The sequence below is a fragment of the Bacillus sp. RC252 genome, from assembly GCF_044909215.1.
GTDB classification, from domain to species: domain Bacteria; phylum Bacillota; class Bacilli; order Bacillales; family Bacillaceae_G; genus Bacillus_A; species Bacillus_A mycoides.
Genome location: NZ_JBIYDV010000033.1, coordinates 18,030 through 34,621, shown reverse-complemented (window position 1 = coordinate 34,621; position 16,592 = coordinate 18,030). Strand labels below are relative to the sequence as shown.

Annotated in this window: 14 protein-coding genes and 3 pseudogenes; 13 read left to right on the top strand and 4 right to left on the bottom strand. The window is 36.1% G+C overall.

Annotated elements, in window-relative coordinates:
- Positions 1–408: 408 nt before the first annotated feature.
- On the bottom strand, positions 409–1,623 hold the full coding sequence (locus ABH960_RS28480) for an IS110 family RNA-guided transposase (RefSeq protein ID WP_002148946.1): 1,215 nt from the start codon (positions 1,621–1,623) through the stop codon (positions 409–411).
- A gap of 407 nt (positions 1,624–2,030) precedes the next feature.
- Here ABH960_RS28480 and ABH960_RS28475 point away from each other — a divergent pair, with 407 nt between their 5' ends.
- Positions 2,031–2,333 carry a hypothetical protein gene (locus tag ABH960_RS28475; protein ID WP_000717614.1) on the top strand — a complete coding sequence of 101 codons (303 nt, stop codon included), beginning with the start codon at positions 2,031–2,033 and terminating at the stop codon, positions 2,331–2,333.
- A gap of 194 nt (positions 2,334–2,527) precedes the next feature.
- On the opposite strand, the gene ABH960_RS28470 is transcribed toward ABH960_RS28475, so the two are convergent.
- A complete protein-coding gene (locus tag ABH960_RS28470) occupies positions 2,528–3,139 on the bottom strand; it encodes a GNAT family N-acetyltransferase (RefSeq protein WP_404449774.1) in 612 nt (203 codons plus the stop codon).
- A 500-nt stretch (positions 3,140–3,639) separates the two neighbouring features.
- On the opposite strand from ABH960_RS28470, the gene ABH960_RS28465 reads away from it, so the two are divergent.
- From ABH960_RS28465 to ABH960_RS28450, 4 genes and pseudogenes are all read left to right on the top strand, one after another.
- A complete protein-coding gene (locus ABH960_RS28465) occupies positions 3,640–3,957 on the top strand; it encodes a PadR family transcriptional regulator (protein ID WP_046956610.1) in 318 nt (105 codons plus the stop codon).
- Positions 3,954–4,691: a DUF2812 domain-containing protein gene (locus ABH960_RS28460; RefSeq protein ID WP_404449772.1), complete on the top strand. Its 738-nt coding sequence runs from the start codon at positions 3,954–3,956 to the stop codon at positions 4,689–4,691. The genes ABH960_RS28465 and ABH960_RS28460 overlap by 4 nt, the downstream gene beginning before the upstream one ends.
- Positions 4,692–5,030: 339 nt before the next feature.
- On the top strand, positions 5,031–5,576 hold the full coding sequence (locus tag ABH960_RS28455) for a hypothetical protein (protein WP_404449770.1): 546 nt from the start codon (positions 5,031–5,033) through the stop codon (positions 5,574–5,576).
- A 105-nt stretch (positions 5,577–5,681) separates the two neighbouring features.
- Positions 5,682–5,852 (top strand): annotated as a pseudogene (locus ABH960_RS28450) (Tn3 family transposase); the annotation flags it as partial.
- 558 nt (positions 5,853–6,410) lie between these two features.
- On the opposite strand, the gene ABH960_RS28445 reads toward ABH960_RS28450, so the two are convergent.
- Positions 6,411–7,223 carry a MerR family transcriptional regulator gene (locus tag ABH960_RS28445; protein WP_000440177.1) on the bottom strand — a complete coding sequence of 271 codons (813 nt, stop codon included), beginning with the start codon at positions 7,221–7,223 and terminating at the stop codon, positions 6,411–6,413.
- Between the two features lie 84 nt (positions 7,224–7,307).
- Here ABH960_RS28445 and ABH960_RS28440 point away from each other — a divergent pair, with 84 nt between their 5' ends.
- Together ABH960_RS28440 and ABH960_RS28435 are read left to right on the top strand one after the other, a co-directional pair.
- On the top strand, positions 7,308–8,480 hold the full coding sequence (locus ABH960_RS28440) for an MDR family MFS transporter (RefSeq protein ID WP_000384374.1): 1,173 nt from the start codon (positions 7,308–7,310) through the stop codon (positions 8,478–8,480).
- 128 nt (positions 8,481–8,608) lie between these two features.
- The gene (locus tag ABH960_RS28435; protein WP_000072035.1) at positions 8,609–10,039 is read left to right on the top strand and encodes an IS4 family transposase; all 1,431 of its coding nucleotides are present in this window, start codon (positions 8,609–8,611) and stop codon (positions 10,037–10,039) included.
- Between the two features lie 334 nt (positions 10,040–10,373).
- Here ABH960_RS28435 and ABH960_RS28430 read toward each other — a convergent pair whose 3' ends face one another.
- Positions 10,374–11,132, bottom strand: coding sequence for an NAD-dependent epimerase/dehydratase family protein (locus ABH960_RS28430; RefSeq protein ID WP_002014092.1), 759 nt, complete (start codon positions 11,130–11,132; stop codon positions 10,374–10,376).
- A gap of 142 nt (positions 11,133–11,274) precedes the next feature.
- Here ABH960_RS28430 and ABH960_RS28425 point away from each other — a divergent pair, with 142 nt between their 5' ends.
- From ABH960_RS28425 to ABH960_RS28400, 6 genes and pseudogenes are all read left to right on the top strand, one after another.
- On the top strand, positions 11,275–12,162 hold the full coding sequence (locus ABH960_RS28425; protein WP_002142572.1) for a LysR substrate-binding domain-containing protein: 888 nt from the start codon (positions 11,275–11,277) through the stop codon (positions 12,160–12,162).
- A gap of 147 nt (positions 12,163–12,309) precedes the next feature.
- Positions 12,310–12,555: pseudogene (locus ABH960_RS28420) on the top strand (GNAT family N-acetyltransferase); the annotation flags it as partial.
- Positions 12,556–12,945: 390 nt separating this feature from the next.
- The gene (locus ABH960_RS28415; protein WP_001142154.1) at positions 12,946–13,620 is read left to right on the top strand and encodes a response regulator transcription factor; all 675 of its coding nucleotides are present in this window, start codon (positions 12,946–12,948) and stop codon (positions 13,618–13,620) included.
- The gene (locus ABH960_RS28410; protein WP_016095151.1) at positions 13,617–14,984 is read left to right on the top strand and encodes a sensor histidine kinase; all 1,368 of its coding nucleotides are present in this window, start codon (positions 13,617–13,619) and stop codon (positions 14,982–14,984) included. Before ABH960_RS28415 ends, ABH960_RS28410 begins: the two co-directional genes overlap by 4 nt.
- A gap of 183 nt (positions 14,985–15,167) precedes the next feature.
- Entirely contained in the window at positions 15,168–16,148 is a 981-nt protein-coding gene (locus tag ABH960_RS28405) for an alpha/beta hydrolase (RefSeq protein ID WP_404449765.1), read from the top strand.
- Between the two features lie 293 nt (positions 16,149–16,441).
- Positions 16,442–16,537, top strand: a pseudogene (locus tag ABH960_RS28400) (YjcZ family sporulation protein); the annotation flags it as partial.
- Between the last annotated feature and the right edge of the window lie 55 nt (positions 16,538–16,592).

Here is a 16,592-nt window from a genome sequence, read left to right as displayed (position 1 = left end):
ATACAAAAACGCCATCCTTTCCTATGATTCTACAGAAAGAATAGCGTATTTTTTCATTTTAGGGGGGATTTTATTTTGTTAGCTTGATAGCGATGTGACGCTACCCCATAAGCTATATTTTTTAAATAAATTATCTTAAACTCAATGTTTTTTTCGCAAATTTATTGTTACAATATAAATTGTAACGGTTACATAAAGTTAAATAAGACTTGTGGTATTAAGTCAAGTATATGATTGATAAAAACTAGAGAAGAATTTCTAAAAAAGAGCGCAGGAAACTAAACCTTAGGAATACACAGAACGTTAGTTCGTATTTTTAGGTGGGAAACATGAATGTTTGTTCATTTCCCTAAAGCCGCCTTGAAAGGATATCAAAAGCAGTAGTTAGCTCTTGATTTACACGCTCCTTTATGGCATGTAGAGTTGGTGGTTGCGTAGTAGCACATCCACCAGACGCACTAGTTTTCTCGCTGTTAAGACAAGGGCTCTTTTATGTTTGTATTTCGGAACTTCATCATATTTCTTTAAATAATAAGCACGGTAAGTAGCTTCACGAAGTTGTACAGAGTTGGCAGCTTCAACCATGTAATAACGAAGATACTGGTTTCCCGTTCGTGTCATGGGTGTTCGTTCCGATTCAAAGTTTCCAGATTGCGATTTTTTCCAGTAAAGACCGGTGTATTTGGCCAATTGTGCTTCGTTCTCAAAGCGTTCAATTTGTCCAACTTCCGCAATGATTCCCGCGGCGTATACGACTCCAATGCCTGGAACACTTGTTAAATATCTCGCTTCTGGAATGGCTTCGAATAAAGCAGTAATGCTTTTTTCTATCTCTTTGATTTGTTTTTTCAATGTTTGAATCAATCGTGCATAAGTGGCTAATACAACGTCCACAGAGTCTTGAACGACCTTACCTAGTCGGTAGGAGTCACGTATGGCTTTCTTGATGGTTTTCGCTAAATCTTCCGGGTCGCTAAAGCGTCCTTTCCCCTTTTTCTGAAGAAGAGTAGCGAGTGCTTCTAGATCCATTTCTGCGATTTCATCCAACGAAAGGGAATCTGAGAGTATTTCCATCATCGTCGCACCAAAAACAGAGGTATTTAACTCTTTCGATAACGTATTACATTTGTAGTAAAGGTTCTCCAGAAAGTGTTGCTTACATTCTGTTTGCTGGTGAACGAGTTGATATCTAGATCGTGTTAAACGTTGAAGGGCAACGTATTTTTCCTCCTTGATAAGAAACTTATTATACCGCCCGATTCGTAAAAAATCGGCAATACGGAAAGCATCTATTTTATCGGTCTTATCTTCTTCAAAGAGTTTTTTATACCGATGGATGGCTTTTGGATTTTGTACGACCACTTCCACGTCTAAAGCCCTCAAATCCTTATCTTCCGTTAGGAACATGGAAGGATGGAAACTATAGACGGAAGTAGATTCCATGCCAATGACAATTTTTTCATAGTTGTACAACTGGTGAAAATGGAGAACATCCTCCTTAATGGCGTTGGCACCATTCACATCGTTTGAAAGACAAATTTCTTTCAAAACAGTGTCATGACTGTCAAGAAAACATACATCAAGTTTTTCAGAGCTTACATCAATAGCTACGAATAATCTCATGGAAAGGACCTCCTTTCTTTGAATAGTATTTGGAATGAGCTTGGATACTGTGGGATCTCCCTAGAGTCCAAAACATAGCCACAACCTCGCGTATGAGTATTCAATGATTTCCTTCACTTACCTCCCACCACTATGAGAGGTAAGTGAAGGAAACCGATACAGCTTGTGCGTATGCAGTGCATTTTGGTCTGGGTCACAGTCTTTTAACGTGGTCGAACTACAGGAGGAGTAAGCATATTCCCGATGGATCCATTTCCATACTTCCATTATCTAGGGAAATCCCCCAGTATCCAAGACTAAATTTTACCCATACATCATTTTTTTGATGTAGCTCTTGAAGATAAAAACTATTTAATTTTCAAGGAACAGTTATTAACTTAAAACTTATTATACGAGGAGGGTGTATCATGAAAAAAATATGCTTTGTATTAATTGTCGACGCTGGTATAAATTATGGTTCAATATTTTCTCTACCATTTTTAAGGAATCAGGATGATTTGAAGGAATATTTTTCTAAGTATTATGATGTTTCAATTAATTATATTAGGGATAAAAACTCAGTTGACTATTTGGTAGTTCCCAAACCGTGTCCACCTTTTGATAATGAAAATAATCTTCCAATAATTGAAGTACCAGCAATCTTATTTATGGAAAAGGATTTTGAAAAAATAAAGACTTATATAGACAATTATTTTTCTAATAACTCATAAAGAAAATAAAAGTACAGTAAAAAGAAGTCCGATAAAAAACGAGTGGCGTAGAATATTTCTATTAATCATTCGTTTTTTATTATATTTACATATATTTTTTAAAAGAGGATTATAGACGTTCTGAAAAAAAATAATTATAACAAGAACAGTGTTCGTGCTACTATCTACGGTTATTTTTTGTACTAAGTACCCCTTTAACTAACAAGACAACAAAAAATAATTAACATATTAAAGTGAATAATGTTACTATTTTTCACACCTAATCTAGAAGACACCGGAATTCTTTCGGCTGCATATTCCTTCATCAGCTCAAAATCAGCCTGATTATTAACATCTAACTTTCGTAAATCGTACTTTTTGTCTATTTGACGTATCATATTTGAAACCTTCAAGCTGAAGCTACTTTCTTGCACCTTTTCAAAACCAAATTTAGGATAAATTTCTAACACCGTATCATTCGCGAATAAGTATATAAAATCATAATCCTTCTCGTATTTTTTAATGATATGATTCATTAATTTAGTCGCTAAACCTTGATGTCTATAATCCGGATGTGTCATCACTGTACCCAATTGAATTGCTTTATATTCCTTACCGTTAGAGATTACATTCATTTTATTAATAGATGTATTTGCGATGACTTTATCTCCATCCACATAAGAATAGCAAATATAGTTATCATTCCAACAGCCCCTGTCATACCATCCTTTAAAATCCAATTCAAATACATGTTTTGCAAGGTCATTAAAGCTTTCCTTATATTTTTCATTTTGCTTGTAGTCACTAATTAATTGATATTCATTCATGATAAATCCTCCATTTTTTATTATATTTTCCTAAAAAGAGTGTATATTTCTTACAACAATCTACTACTAAGTTTTCGTTAATCACCTCCTTATAATAGGTGTAACGGCATAGAAACATGCTTCCGGTGTAACTTTGTAAAAAAGATTGATCGTTTAAAATAAAGATTGATAATTTGAAATAAAGTTTGATAAAAATTATCTCTTGAGTTATTCTTTGAGATGATTTTTTTATTGGACATTTATGTTAAAATTGATGTTTATCTTGTAAAAAACTGTACTTAAACTAACGAAGCAGTTTAGTTATAGAAGGATAATGGAAAAGAACATCATGTATTTGAAAATTTAACGAAGAGCCCATTGTAAGGGTTCTTTTTTGATTATAAAGGACAAATATCAAATTATGATATAACTCTAGACACATATATCACATCATGATATATTGTTCTTAGATAGATGTATCACATTATGATATATCTTAAAAGGATATAGAAGGTGATGGATTGAAGAAAACGGAGCAATTAACGGATTCAATGTTTTATATTATGGCTGCTTTAATTAAACCAAGGCATGGTTACGCAATTATGAGCTTAATTGAAGAAACAACAAATGGTGCAATTACTATAGGACCTGCTTCAATGTACACGATTATAAAAAAGTTATTAAAACAAGAGTGGATTTATTTGTATGATGGGTCGGATTCAAGGCGTAAAACATATCTGCTTACTGACAAGGGCAGAGAAGTATTAGAAGAAGATGTGAAGATAAGAAAACTGATGATTAAATTAGCAGAAACTGGATTGAAGGAGGGTGAAGAATGAGACAAACAAAGTATATTTTGTCAGGTGGTTTAGCTTTTTCTGAGGATAAGGATATGGAAAAATTACGACGATTTTCTTTGAAGGGATGGCATGTCAGTGATTTTAAGTTTATGGGATATACGCTAAAAAAAGGGGAAAGCTCAGATTATATCTACAGTGTAGATTATCGTTCATTAAAAGAGGATGAAGAAGAAGAATACTTTGACTTTTTTTCATCTTCTGGATGGTCGCATATTGCCTCAGAAGGAGATATTCATTTATTTCGAGCACAACCTAATACAAAACCGATTTATAGTGACCGTGACACATCCGTTGAAAAGTATGAAAATTCAGCCCGTTCTATGAATTATTTTGCCATTCCGTTCGTTTTAATAACAGTACTCGCATGGGTTGTGGCAATAATAAGCTCAGGTACATTACAATCAATACTATTTACAATAGCAGTTATTTTCACAATCATTGCCATTCCAACAGCTATGACTGTAATCGCAACATACAATAACAAATGGAAGGTAAAAGAAAAAAACGGATTAGTTAATCTTTTGAAAACTATATCAGTCCTTATCTTCTTAATAGCTGTTTTTATATTGTTGTATGTCGATGGCAGTGCAATTAACATTCTTGCGTCTATGATCATTGGAGCAATAGCACTTCCAACTGCTATTTGGGCTATCATGTCTCTTTATCATAAAATGGGGGAGAGAAAGCTTAAGGAATCGAATAATAAAGTTTAGGCATTGTTATTGAGCTAACAGAGGCTTTAGTTGAATAAGGCTCATTTAATTGATCAAACTTTTTTATAAAATCTAATACTCAGTTAGAAAGATTAACTCCATTTTGATCAATCTTTTTTCAAAATGGAGTTTTTGCATTTGCTGATAAATAAAGGTTGAAGGGGATTTTTTAATCAATCTTTATTCCAAAGCTACATTAGATACACAACATGGAAGATTTGAAGTACTTAATAAGAATGGAAAACACCAGGGGGAAGTAGATTTCAATTTAAACTCAACAAAACCTGCAGATAAATCTGGGGGACATGATTTGAGAATGGGTTAAGAAAGGATTTATTTATGAAAGAATTAGTAAAAAAAACAATACAACGTTTTTATATAAATGGTGACGCAAATGAATATTTATTTAGGTGCGAAAAAAGAATTGAATTACCAAAAGAATTAACTGTATTTATTAATAATGCACGCATTCAAACAACACCTTTCTACAATGATGATATTTGGCCAGCGGAAAAAATTATATTCAAATTTGAACCTTATAAAAAAGATAATTTACAAGTAAAATACAGCAGTACTTTATTAATTTCAAAATTGGTGCCCGTGTTTTACTTACAACATGAATTTTCAGTTGACTGTCCTGATGATACGTCACTCATGTCCACTTTAGATGGAGATAGCACACAGGCCTATACGATTCAACAATTGGAATTCGAACAACAAGTCATTCAATCTTTAACATCGAAAAATTATACAGAACTATCCTATGCAGAAGTAAATGAGGTTGTTATGGATTTCAAATTTCCAGAGGGTGTAACTTTCTTTGGCCCTCAGGTGACTGTAGAATATGCTCTTTTTCATGATGTTTTAGATATTTGTCCAGATTAATGAAATTTTAAATAGTAAAAAGTCGTAGGTAATAGTTCCTACGACTTTTATTATTGAATTTTTTTCCAGAATGACCCCTCATACCCAGAATCGTTTCCGTACCCCTATTTAAGTGAAGCAATAAAAGTTTTGAAGAAAAAAGAAAAATTTAATGAAGAGCTATTAAAACATATTTCTCCATTAGGATGGAAACATATTAATTTCCTAGGAGAATACCGATTTAATAAGAAAGAAATTGCACCTTTAGAATTTCTTCGACCACTACAAACAAATTAACAGTAAAAAGCCGATTATCCCTTAGCGTACAGAAAATCGGCTTTTTCTATGTGAAAAATTGCTTAGCGTACGAAATTCGCGTTTAGTTGGTGCTACCCCATGCCCATCAAGCTAATATTTTATAGTACCCCCAGAACCAAATTTTTATCTCTCTACAGTTATTTATGTGAATTCAACTCGATTTTTTGTTTTGTGGGATAATTAGTTTTTTAACTTGATGGCGATAGGGAAAATGCTTTTCGTGTAAGCGTCAAATATTCCCCACCTACTATTTTTATTGTATATTTTAGAGTTACTTGATGTTTACTCTATTCGGGGTACCGCCACATCACCATCAAGCTAAGAAAAGCAAATACCCGAAAATGAGAAAATTGACGTCTCCAGATTAAAACGTACAATTTTCTCGTTTTGGGGGTATTTTAAAATTTCAACTTGATGATGGGGTATGCCCTACTAAACATAAAGTTCGATTCTCTTTTTATCACTTTTTTTAAAAGTACTCGCTGCAATTGTTTTTCCTATTTTTAATTTTTACTAAACAAAGATAACATTATAGCTTTAACTCTTTAAACACTTTGTTACCTGTATACTAATTTTAGTAAGATATTCCTCCTTATTATTAGTTCTTAATGGATTGTAGAAGTAATCTTCATAGGCATTTCCTTCAATAACATAGCCCTCTGATTTGATAAATTCCGTGATATTGTGGTATGCGGATTCAATATCTTTATAAGATCCTTGGTGATAATATATGACATAAATTCCTCCTGGTTTTGATTGACCTGTTTCTAAATCACTATAACAAAATAAGTGATCTACCTCCTCATATCTTTCTTGAATCAGGCTCTCTCTTGTTATCACAGATCCAATAGGAGCAGGAACAAACAAGCCTATTTGCTTGCTAAAATGTTTTACCCAATCGAAATCGGTCATGCTATTTTTCGAATTTACATCGCTTAAGAAAATAGATTTTTTCTGTGTCTTTTGGATATAAACCTTCCCAACTTCAACGTTTTTTCTTTCTTCTTCCATTGAAATAATACCCTTAAAGAAACGACGAATTTGAATTAATTTCTCAATTTCTTCTTCCACCAGAACTGTCTGCTGTTTTGCCATTTCAACAAGTTTGTAAGTGTTGGGAGAATTAAGATATTCTTTTAGTTCCTCAATCGAAACTCCCACTTTCCGAAGAGATTGGAGTGTTGAGAATGTATTAATTTGATCGTAGGTATAATATCGATAACCATTGGGAAGTTTACCGGCAGGTTTAAAAAGATTGATTCTATCATAATAAAACAAGGTGTCTTTTTTCACCCCAAAATAACTAGCAAATTCTCCTGTACTTAAGGTTTTAAGGTTTTTTCTCTCCAAGTTAAAAACTCCTCTTGACTATAGACTAACTCCACACTTCATACTAGCATAAGCAAACGCATGTTAATACAGGAGGTTTTTATTATGGATTATTTTCACCCCCTCGTCTGGCAGCTGCTCGGTGGTACGACCTTCGCCCGCACAGCTAGCTTTATGACGATACCATTTTTAGCACTTTATTTACAAAATGATTTACATGCCTCACCAATTATGATTGGTTTAGCAGTCGGTATTTCACAATTGACTGCGACATTTGGTGGCTTCTTCGGTGGTTTCTTTACTGACCGGTTTGGCCGAAAAAAAATTATCATCATATCGATGTTCTGTTGGAGTATAGTCTTTTATGGCTTTGCATTCGCAAACTCTGTTTGGATATTCGTTCTATGCAATGCTCTCAACGGTATCTGTCGTGCATTTTTTGAACCAGCTTCACAAGCTTTGATGATTGACTATACTGACGAAGATAGGCGTCGTCGCCTATTTTCAATTCGATATACTGCCATCAATTTATCAGCTGTGATCGGCCTTTTGCTCGGTATTGTCATTTCAAAAGCATCATCAATAAGTTTTCCATTCCTTATTACTGCAACGATGTACTTATTGTATGCGATTTTCTTAGTCATCACTTTACGACGTATAGAGGAGCAGAATACGGTCAATGTTACGCAAGATATTGGCGACTTGATGCGTGTTCTTTTACAAGATAGCACACTTATGTTGCTCATTATTGCGAGTGTTATTTGCAATTTCGTATATATGCAAACAGAGGCAACAATGCCACAATTGCTTAATTTAACTATGGCAGACGGAGTAGCATTATATTCAGTTCTAATTGTGATTAATGCTGCAACAATCGTAATTCTTCAATTGCCACTCGGCATTTTAAGCGAAAAAGTAGCAATCAAAACAAGTCTTATTTTCGGGGGCGGACTATTAGCACTTGGTATGTTAATCTTCCACTTCGCTGATAATTGGACACTTTTTATTGTCGGTATGGTTGTGTTCTCACTTGGTGAAATTTTTGTTTTCCCAATGACGAGTGCTATAGTCGAAATGATTGCACCCGCGCATCAAAAAGCAACATATCTTGGTTTTATGCAATTTCAAAACTTAGGTGGCTTCTTAGGCCCAGTGCTTGGTGGCTGGTTGATTATCCATTTTGCACCACAATTGTATTTGGTGATGGTTAGCCTATGCTTAGTAGTTATTATTTGCTACATAGCAGCTTTACGTGGCAAATCATTTCGAATGTCTTAATACAAATAAAAACTGTGACTACATGAGGTACGGTCACATTACCATAAAGCTAAGGTTTCACACTATTCATTAAGCAAAAAAGACGTTATTCTTACTGTAGAATTATAGGAAAGGATGGCGTTTTTTGTATGTCTAATTCTGTATCTGACGACTTACAATTATTTGCACAGGAGATAAAGAGTCTTTTATCCCCAAATACCTTACAGAATCTAGCTAGAGATGTTGGATTTGTACAGCGAACAAGTAAGTATCAAGCACAAGAGTTAGTAGCTTTATGCGTATGGCTAAGCCAAAGTGTAGCAAAAACTTCCTTAACCCAGTTATGTAGTTGTTTAGAAGTATCAACAGAAGTACTCATCAGTCCTGAAGGACTAAATCAAAGATTTAACGCCGCAGCCGTCCAGTTTCTACAACAAGTTTTAGCCAAACTTCTAAACCAAAAGTTATCTTCAGCTAAGCTAATTTCTTCTCCATATACTTCTATTTTCAAGCGTATTCGTATCTTAGATTCAACTGCATTTCAACTCCCGGATGTATTTTCATCGGTTTATCCAGGTGCAGGAGGATGCAGCCATACAGCTGGGATAAAAATTCAGCTTGAGTATGATTTGTTAAGCGGACAGTTCCTACATATTCATACAGGTCCAGGTAAACAACATGATCGCACTTACGGCTCTCTGTGTGCCCCAACTGTGGCAGCGAATGATTTATGTATCCGAGATTTAGGTTATTTTCATTTAAAAGACCTTCAATATATACAAGATCAAGAGGCCTACTATATTTCTCGTATCAAGTCGAATACACGTATTTATCAAAAAAATCCTAACCCTGATTATTTTCAAGATGGAAGAATTAAGAAAGGTACAGAGTATATACAGTTAGATATGGAGACGGTAATGAACTCCCTTCAGCCAGGACAAACATGGGAAATAGCTAATGCTTATGTAGGAATGATTGATAAAGTGTCAGCTCGTGTAATTGTCCATCGATTAACAAAACAACAGCAACAAAAACGATTACAAGATCAAGCTGTAAGAGAAAAAAAGAAAGGAATGAAGTATTCTCCTCGTAGTAAACGACTCAGTGGTATCAATGTATATATGACAAACACTTCTACAGATATTGTCCCGATGGGACAGGTACATGACTGGTATTCTTTGCGTTGGCAAATCGAAATTTTATTTAAAACGTGGAAGTCATTCTTTCAAATCCATCATTGTAAAAAGATAAAATCAGAACGATTGGAGTGCCATTTATATGGCCAATTGATTGCCATTCTACTCTGTTCTTCTATCATGTTTCAAATGCGCCAATTGCTCCTCATGAAGAAAAAACGAGAGCTTAGTGAGTATAAAGCCATATATATGATTAAAGACTATTTTCTTCTTCTATTCCAAACTATACAAAAAAACACCCAAGAGCTATCAAAGGTGTTACTCCGCCTGTTCAATCTCCTACAGCAAAACGGGCGGAAATCTCATCGATATGAGAAAAAAACGGTCTTTGATATATTAGGTGTCGTTTACAATTGTACCATGTCTGATAATCAAGCCGCTTAATTCAAAAAAGTGAAACCCGTTAGGGTTTATTTCGTATGCAAATCTTTCAATCACCTACACTTGCCCTTTAGAAAAAGAAACAATCTCGCCTAAAATTGACTTTGCATAAGCTTAGCTTGATAGCGATGTGGTGCTACCCCATTATGTTGAAAAGGAAAAGAACATCTGTGGAACTAGTGGTGACAATAGAGTTGTTCCACAAATGAGACAGAAGAATAGTGTTCCCTATCTGAGAGAATTGGAATATTATGATTACGGAAACTATAGCTATTGAAAATAGAACAAATAAAAGCTAAATAACAATAATATAATATCTTTTCTAGATATGCCTTTATCAAGAATCAAAGAATTTAATACCACTTAGTACAAAAGCATCAGAACTTGGGCTATAACCAACTAACTTTCTTGTTCCTTCAATATCAATTCGTTTAAACCTGTTGTTAGATACACCATGTAAAATTGAAAATGGAGGTAAGTTCTTTGCCGTCATCGACTTTAAGAGAAGGTCCATAAAATCTTCTGGGCTTAAGTATGCACTCATATCTCTAGCTGTTAGTGGTTTACCATATGGATTATAATCATCATATGCACCTATACGAATAGCAAGACTTTGTAACCCTTCTTCATAAGCAAAATAAGAAGCAACAGCCTCTGCAAAACACTTACTTACCCCGTACATATTTTTGGGTCTCGTGGGTGAATAAGCATGTGGTTGATAATCCAAAGGATAGCCTTCAATTGTTTGAGCACTGGAAGCAACTATCACTTTGGATACATTATTATCACTAGCAGCTCTAAAAATATTATAAGTTCCCTTTATATGATTTTCTAATAAGGAGCCATAAAAATCAGCATTTGGCGAAGGATTACCTGCCAAGTGTATAACTATATCTATACCTTTCGTAAATTCTTGACAAGCAGCTAAATCAGAAACATCTAAATATATGATTTCATGATTTGTATCTTTAAAAGTTTCTAAAGCAGATAAGTTAATATCTGCTAGCCGTAACTGGTAATTCCCTTGCTTATCTAGGAATCTTGTAACATCTTGGCCAATCTTACCTGCAGCACCTGTAACTAAAATTTTTTGCATTTCACTTCATCCTTCCATAAAAAATACATCCCTTGTCAAGGGTCATATAATAGAGCATGCACTTATTGTATGTTGGTAATGGCATTAAATAAAACGAAGAAATATAATGGAGACATGAATAAAATTCATGAGGAGGACCATAGTGACTTTAACAAAATATGAAATATTTAACAAAGTGGCAGAACTCAATAGTTTTACAAAAGCGGCAGAAGTGTTAGGTTTCACCCAATCTGCTGTAAGTCATGCAATTAGCAGTTTGGAAAAAGAGTTTTCCTTTCCTTTATTTATTCGTAATCACTCTACTTTAACATTGACCAAAAATGCAGAGGAGCTTTTAATTACCGTTCGGAAAATTTTATACTATAACAACATGCTGAAGCAGGAAGTAGCCGCTATCAATGGGTTCCAAAAAGGAACAGTAAGAGTGGGGGTTTTTTCGAGTATTTCTAAAAACTGGATTCCTGGTATTCTTAAAAAAATGGAGGAAAAGTTTCCAAATATTGAAATCGAATTACTGGAAGGAAACTATGCTGAGGTTGAGAATTGGTTACAAAACGGGAGATTAGATTGTGGATTTATTAATAATGATACTTACTTTGAATCCTTTGAAAAATCCTTTGAAATCGTACAATTGAAGAGGGATCGACTTTTATGTGTTGTATCTAACCAATCCCCATTATGTAAGGAAAACCAAGTATCAATGCAACAAATAGAAAATGTACCTTTTATTATGCCAACATATCAGTGTTATGATGATATTCAAAAAATATTTAGGGAGAATAAAGTTAGCCCCAATATTAGATTCGAAAATATGAATGAATACTCAGTGATCTCCATGGTGGAGAATAATCTAGGAATTAGTATATTGCCAGAAATGATTATACCGACATCAAAAATTTCTTTTGCAGCCATTCCACTTGAAAGTGATAGCTATCGAACTATTGGATTAGCTATAAGAAAACCAACCTCACTCGCGACTAAGAAATTTTCTGAGATTACTAAAAGGTGGGTATCATTTGAATCAATTTAATTTTGCCAAAATCTGAGTTATTTAAACTGATAGGGTTCTTCTTGAACGGAGCAGGTTAGTTCAATAAGCAATGAGAAAAAGTTATATATTATGTGTTGATGTAGAACTATAATATAAAAAAATCAGGAGGTAATTATATGGTAATATATAAATTATACGACAGAATACCCTAATAACTTTGACTAATTACTAAACCTATATGAATCTTTATGGTGGAATTCACTTAAATTAACAAGTATTGATTTGGAACGAATGTGGAATCAAAGTTGATACGCCATTTACGCATTTGATGAAAAATAATTAGTGGGTATGGGGCGTGTTATTTCAGATGGTGTAATTACTGGAGTAGTTTGGGGAATATGCGTTCTACCAATCTATCTGTCCGAAGGAATCGCCGCCATGTAAAAATAGCGCTGGGCAATTGAATCATTTTTCCGCTGGATTTAGCTGAATTTGAACGTTTCCGTATTGTTTGGCACAACATCCAATGCGTTGTTCAATCAGTTATTCACAGCTATAATTAATTGCCTATGCTTTGCTGAAATTTCTTCGTGCACAAGGCCAAAAGACAAAATAAACGCTTGTCATTTGCAGGTTTCACACGCCTGTTTCTTTGTGAAGCCTTGTCAATTGAGTGGCAAATTAGTTTGAAAGAAACACTTGAATTCTACAGGTCGATAAATCAAGAAACTGTATTACTTTGGTTAATCAACATACGTGTTAATTTATAGTATAATGATTGCTTGAAATAATGCGGTGGAAAACAGGGGGAAGAGGGAACCGATGCCTACTATACTAGTTGCTGACGACGATGCGAACATTCGCGAACTCGTCTGTTTATTTCTACGCAACGATGGATTCGCAACAGCTGAAGCAGCGGATGGCAAGGAAGCACTGGCCGTCTACATCTCAACGAATGTCGATCTTGTCGTACTTGACATTATGATGCCGATTATGGATGGTTGGACGTTAAGCAAGGAGCTCCGAAGAGCCAATCCTGATCTACCTTTACTTATGCTGACTGCGAGAGGAGAAACATGGGAGAAAGTGAAAGGTTTCGAACTTGGGACGGACGATTATTTAACCAAACCATTCGATCCGTTAGAGTTGACGGTTCGTGTTAGGGCACTACTCAAACGATACAAGATTGGCTCCACGCAGACGATCCATTTAGGGAACGTCATCCTTGATCGACAGACCTATAAGGTGATGAAAGGGACGGAGTCGCTTACGTTGCCGCTAAAGGAGTTCGAATTGCTGTATAAGCTCGCTGGAACACCCGGACAAGTCTATACGCGCGTGCAGTTGATCGATCAGATTTGGGGTATCGATTACGCCGGAGATGATCGAACGGTAGACGTACATATTAAACGGCTGCGTGAACGGTTCGCGACAACACCCGATTTTCGGATCGAAACGGTGCGCGGGCTTGGGTATCGGCTTGAGGTTTATGAATGATCAGATCCTTATATATACGTGTTGTCCTGACATTTTTAGTCTCCATCATCGGGGGCACGATCATTTCTTTTTTGGTGTCAACTTGGATATTCGAAGATAAATTGAACGAAAACGCTCAAATTAACTCACGTAACTTTGGCCAAGACATCGTCCGGATTTACAAGACCTTTCCGTTACGTGAAGCGGACTTGTTCGTAAGTGAAATGAAGCAGCTCGATTCTTATTATATTCGAATTTACGAAGCAACGGGTCAGTTCAAGTCTTACGGTAAACTTCACGGACACAAACCTGCGCCTGTGACGATGGAGCAACTAAAGAAAGTATTAGATGGAGGTGTTGTTCAGGACACTCCTAATGGTATTGCCACGGTCCTCTTAGGGTTGCCGTTGAAAACGGAAATGGGAACGAAAGCGATATTTTTGGAAGCGCTCGCCCCTCCTTCAGCCTCTTTTGTCACAAAGTGGGCATTGGTCTTTGCAACATGTTCGTTGATTGCAGGAAGCTTATTGATTCTAGTTGCCTCTGTATTCCTGGTAAGACCGATAAAAAAGCTGACAAAAGCGACCAGGCGGATAGCATCTGGAGATTTCAACGTCAAGTTGAATATTAAGCAAACGAGTGAGCTGGGTACTTTGGCTCGCAGCTTCGAAGAAATGATGCACGATCTGCAGCAACTTGAGCAGATGCGCAGGGAATTCGTAACGAACGTGTCGCACGAGGTTCAGTCTCCGCTCACTTCGATATCCGGTTATGCTCTAGTGCTTAAGCAAGTTGACCTTTCAGAATACGAACGAAGCCGTTATCTTGATATTATCATCGCTGAAGCGAAAAGGATGTCCAAAATGAGCGATAACCTGTTAAAGCTGAGTTTTCTTGAATCGCAGTCAAAGCAACTGCGGCTCGTCACGCTCAGCCTCGATGAACAAATCCGACGGATAATTGTGGCGCTCCAGCCACAATGGTCTGCTCGCGATATACATTTCGAGCTTGATTTACAGACAGTTAAAGTAACGGCTGATCATGACCTGTTAAATCAGGTATGGACGAATATCCTCAGAAATAGCATCAAATTTTCCGAGGATACCGGCGTGATTAACGTAAGCATCAAACAAGATATCAAAAACGTCACAATCCTAATATCCGACACTGGTATTGGTATTCACCTTGACGACCAGAAGCGTATATTCGAGCGTTTTTTTAAGGCCGATCGTTCCCACAGTCGTAAGTATGACGGAAGTGGTATGGGACTCGCTATCGTTAAACAGATCGTGTCGCTTCATCAAGGTGACATCCGAGTGAAAAGTGAACTTGGTCAAGGAACGACCTTCATTGTCACCTTGCCAATCACTACACCAACAGATTAGTTAGATTCATTCTCTATGCTACGACTCATATGCAAGCTTACTTGTATATAGAGCCGTAGCATTTTTTTTTGGCAGTTCATATTCAGTTCATATTGTCGTCATGGTGAGTACATCTTCATTGGTTAAGTTTTCATTACAGGCACATGAAGGAAGGCAAACAGATCAGGACAGGAGAAGATGACAGTGACACAACAAGAGGAAAAGAAAACGCTAAGTGGAATGAAAATAAAGAAAGTGCGAAACATCTTACTTAAAATCATAGGAGCAATCGTTCTAGCCATTGTACTTTTTTTAGGTATTGTTTATATCGTAAATGTGATGAGTAGTCATTCGGAGCAAAAACGAATAGTGCCCTACGGGCAGCACGTATCTGTAGACGGGAAAAACATGAATGTGTTAATTCAAGGCGAGGGCGAGGAAACGATCGTGCTCCTGCCTGGTTATGGAACAGCTACTCCAGGGCTTGATTTTAAGCTTCTTATCGATGAATTATCTCCATTTTACAAAGTTGTTGTGGTAGAGCCTTTCGGTTATGGATTAAGTGATGAAACTGTAAAAAAGCGAACCACGGAGAATATGGTAAGTGAAGTTCATGAAGCTCTACAGCAGCTTAATATTAACAGATACATGCTCATGGGCCACTCCATTGCAGGCATTTATGGAATTGATTATGTGAATAAATATCCAAACGAGGTGACTGCATTTGTCGGAATCGATAGCAGTGTTGCAACACAACCGGGTATGGATATTAATTTCCCATTAAAAACGTTTGCATATCTCAAAAAATCAGGTCTCTTAAGATTGGCTATGAAAATCAATGCTGACCCCTATGCTGGACTGGCATTTGATGAAAAAACCGTAGAGCAAATGAAAATGATTTCGAATAAAAACATGTATAATGACACAACCTTGAATGAGATGGACCATATTTTGTCTAATTTTAAAGGGGCTCAAGGTTTAATCTTCCCTAAATATCTTCCACTTCTTCTCTTTGTACAAGCGAATGATGAAGATGTGGCAGGATGGATACCTCTGCATGAAGGGCAGATCAAAGACTCGGTACATGGAAAAGTAGTAACCATGGATGGATCACATTATTTACACCATACCAAATTCAAAGAAATCGCTGAAAACGTTAGACTATTTATGAAAGAAGTAAAGTAAGTGTTCAGAGAAAGGTTCATTCGTTATTTTATGCATTTGTCTACAGTCTGTAAGACCATCATTTCGATGGTCTTTTTTATGTCCAAACAGTTGTATATTTCCAAACCAAGATTATACTTTCGCCTGAAAGACATTGGGTTTCATTTTCATATTAACTAACGAGGCAGGTGTGCGGCCGAGCCTAGGTCGTATCATATAACGGGTGGGCTTCCCGTCGAGTAAGAACTAGCCATTCGCTCGTAGCGAGTCTTGGAGGGCTAAAGGTAACTTTAGTCTTTAAGCGTAGACAGTTAGGTGGCGGATTTGCTTTACTGATCGTTCTATTCATCCTGTTAATCATTATAGGATGTAGTTGTTGGGGCGGCGGTAGCGGCGGATTCGGTTACTAAAAAAAGGGGTACTCATAAGAGTGTCTTTTTTCTCAATATAAGAACTCTAAGAATA

What these genes read in the sequence shown, in the direction of transcription:
- ABH960_RS28480 (WP_002148946.1), bottom strand. Translation starts at nt 1,623, where the DNA reads ATGAGATTATTCGTAGCTATTGATGTAAGCTCTGAAAAACTTGATGTA.
- ABH960_RS28475 (WP_000717614.1), top strand. Translation starts at nt 2,031, where the DNA reads ATGAAAAAAATATGCTTTGTATTAATTGTCGACGCTGGTATAAATTAT.
- ABH960_RS28470 (WP_404449774.1), bottom strand. Translation starts at nt 3,139, where the DNA reads ATGAATGAATATCAATTAATTAGTGACTACAAGCAAAATGAAAAATAT.
- ABH960_RS28460 (WP_404449772.1), top strand. Translation starts at nt 3,954, where the DNA reads ATGAGACAAACAAAGTATATTTTGTCAGGTGGTTTAGCTTTTTCTGAG.
- ABH960_RS28455 (WP_404449770.1), top strand. Translation starts at nt 5,031, where the DNA reads ATGAAAGAATTAGTAAAAAAAACAATACAACGTTTTTATATAAATGGT.
- ABH960_RS28440 (WP_000384374.1), top strand. Translation starts at nt 7,308, where the DNA reads ATGGATTATTTTCACCCCCTCGTCTGGCAGCTGCTCGGTGGTACGACC.
- ABH960_RS28435 (WP_000072035.1), top strand. Translation starts at nt 8,609, where the DNA reads ATGTCTAATTCTGTATCTGACGACTTACAATTATTTGCACAGGAGATA.
- ABH960_RS28430 (WP_002014092.1), bottom strand. Translation starts at nt 11,132, where the DNA reads ATGCAAAAAATTTTAGTTACAGGTGCTGCAGGTAAGATTGGCCAAGAT.
- ABH960_RS28415 (WP_001142154.1), top strand. Translation starts at nt 12,946, where the DNA reads ATGCCTACTATACTAGTTGCTGACGACGATGCGAACATTCGCGAACTC.
- ABH960_RS28410 (WP_016095151.1), top strand. Translation starts at nt 13,617, where the DNA reads ATGATCAGATCCTTATATATACGTGTTGTCCTGACATTTTTAGTCTCC.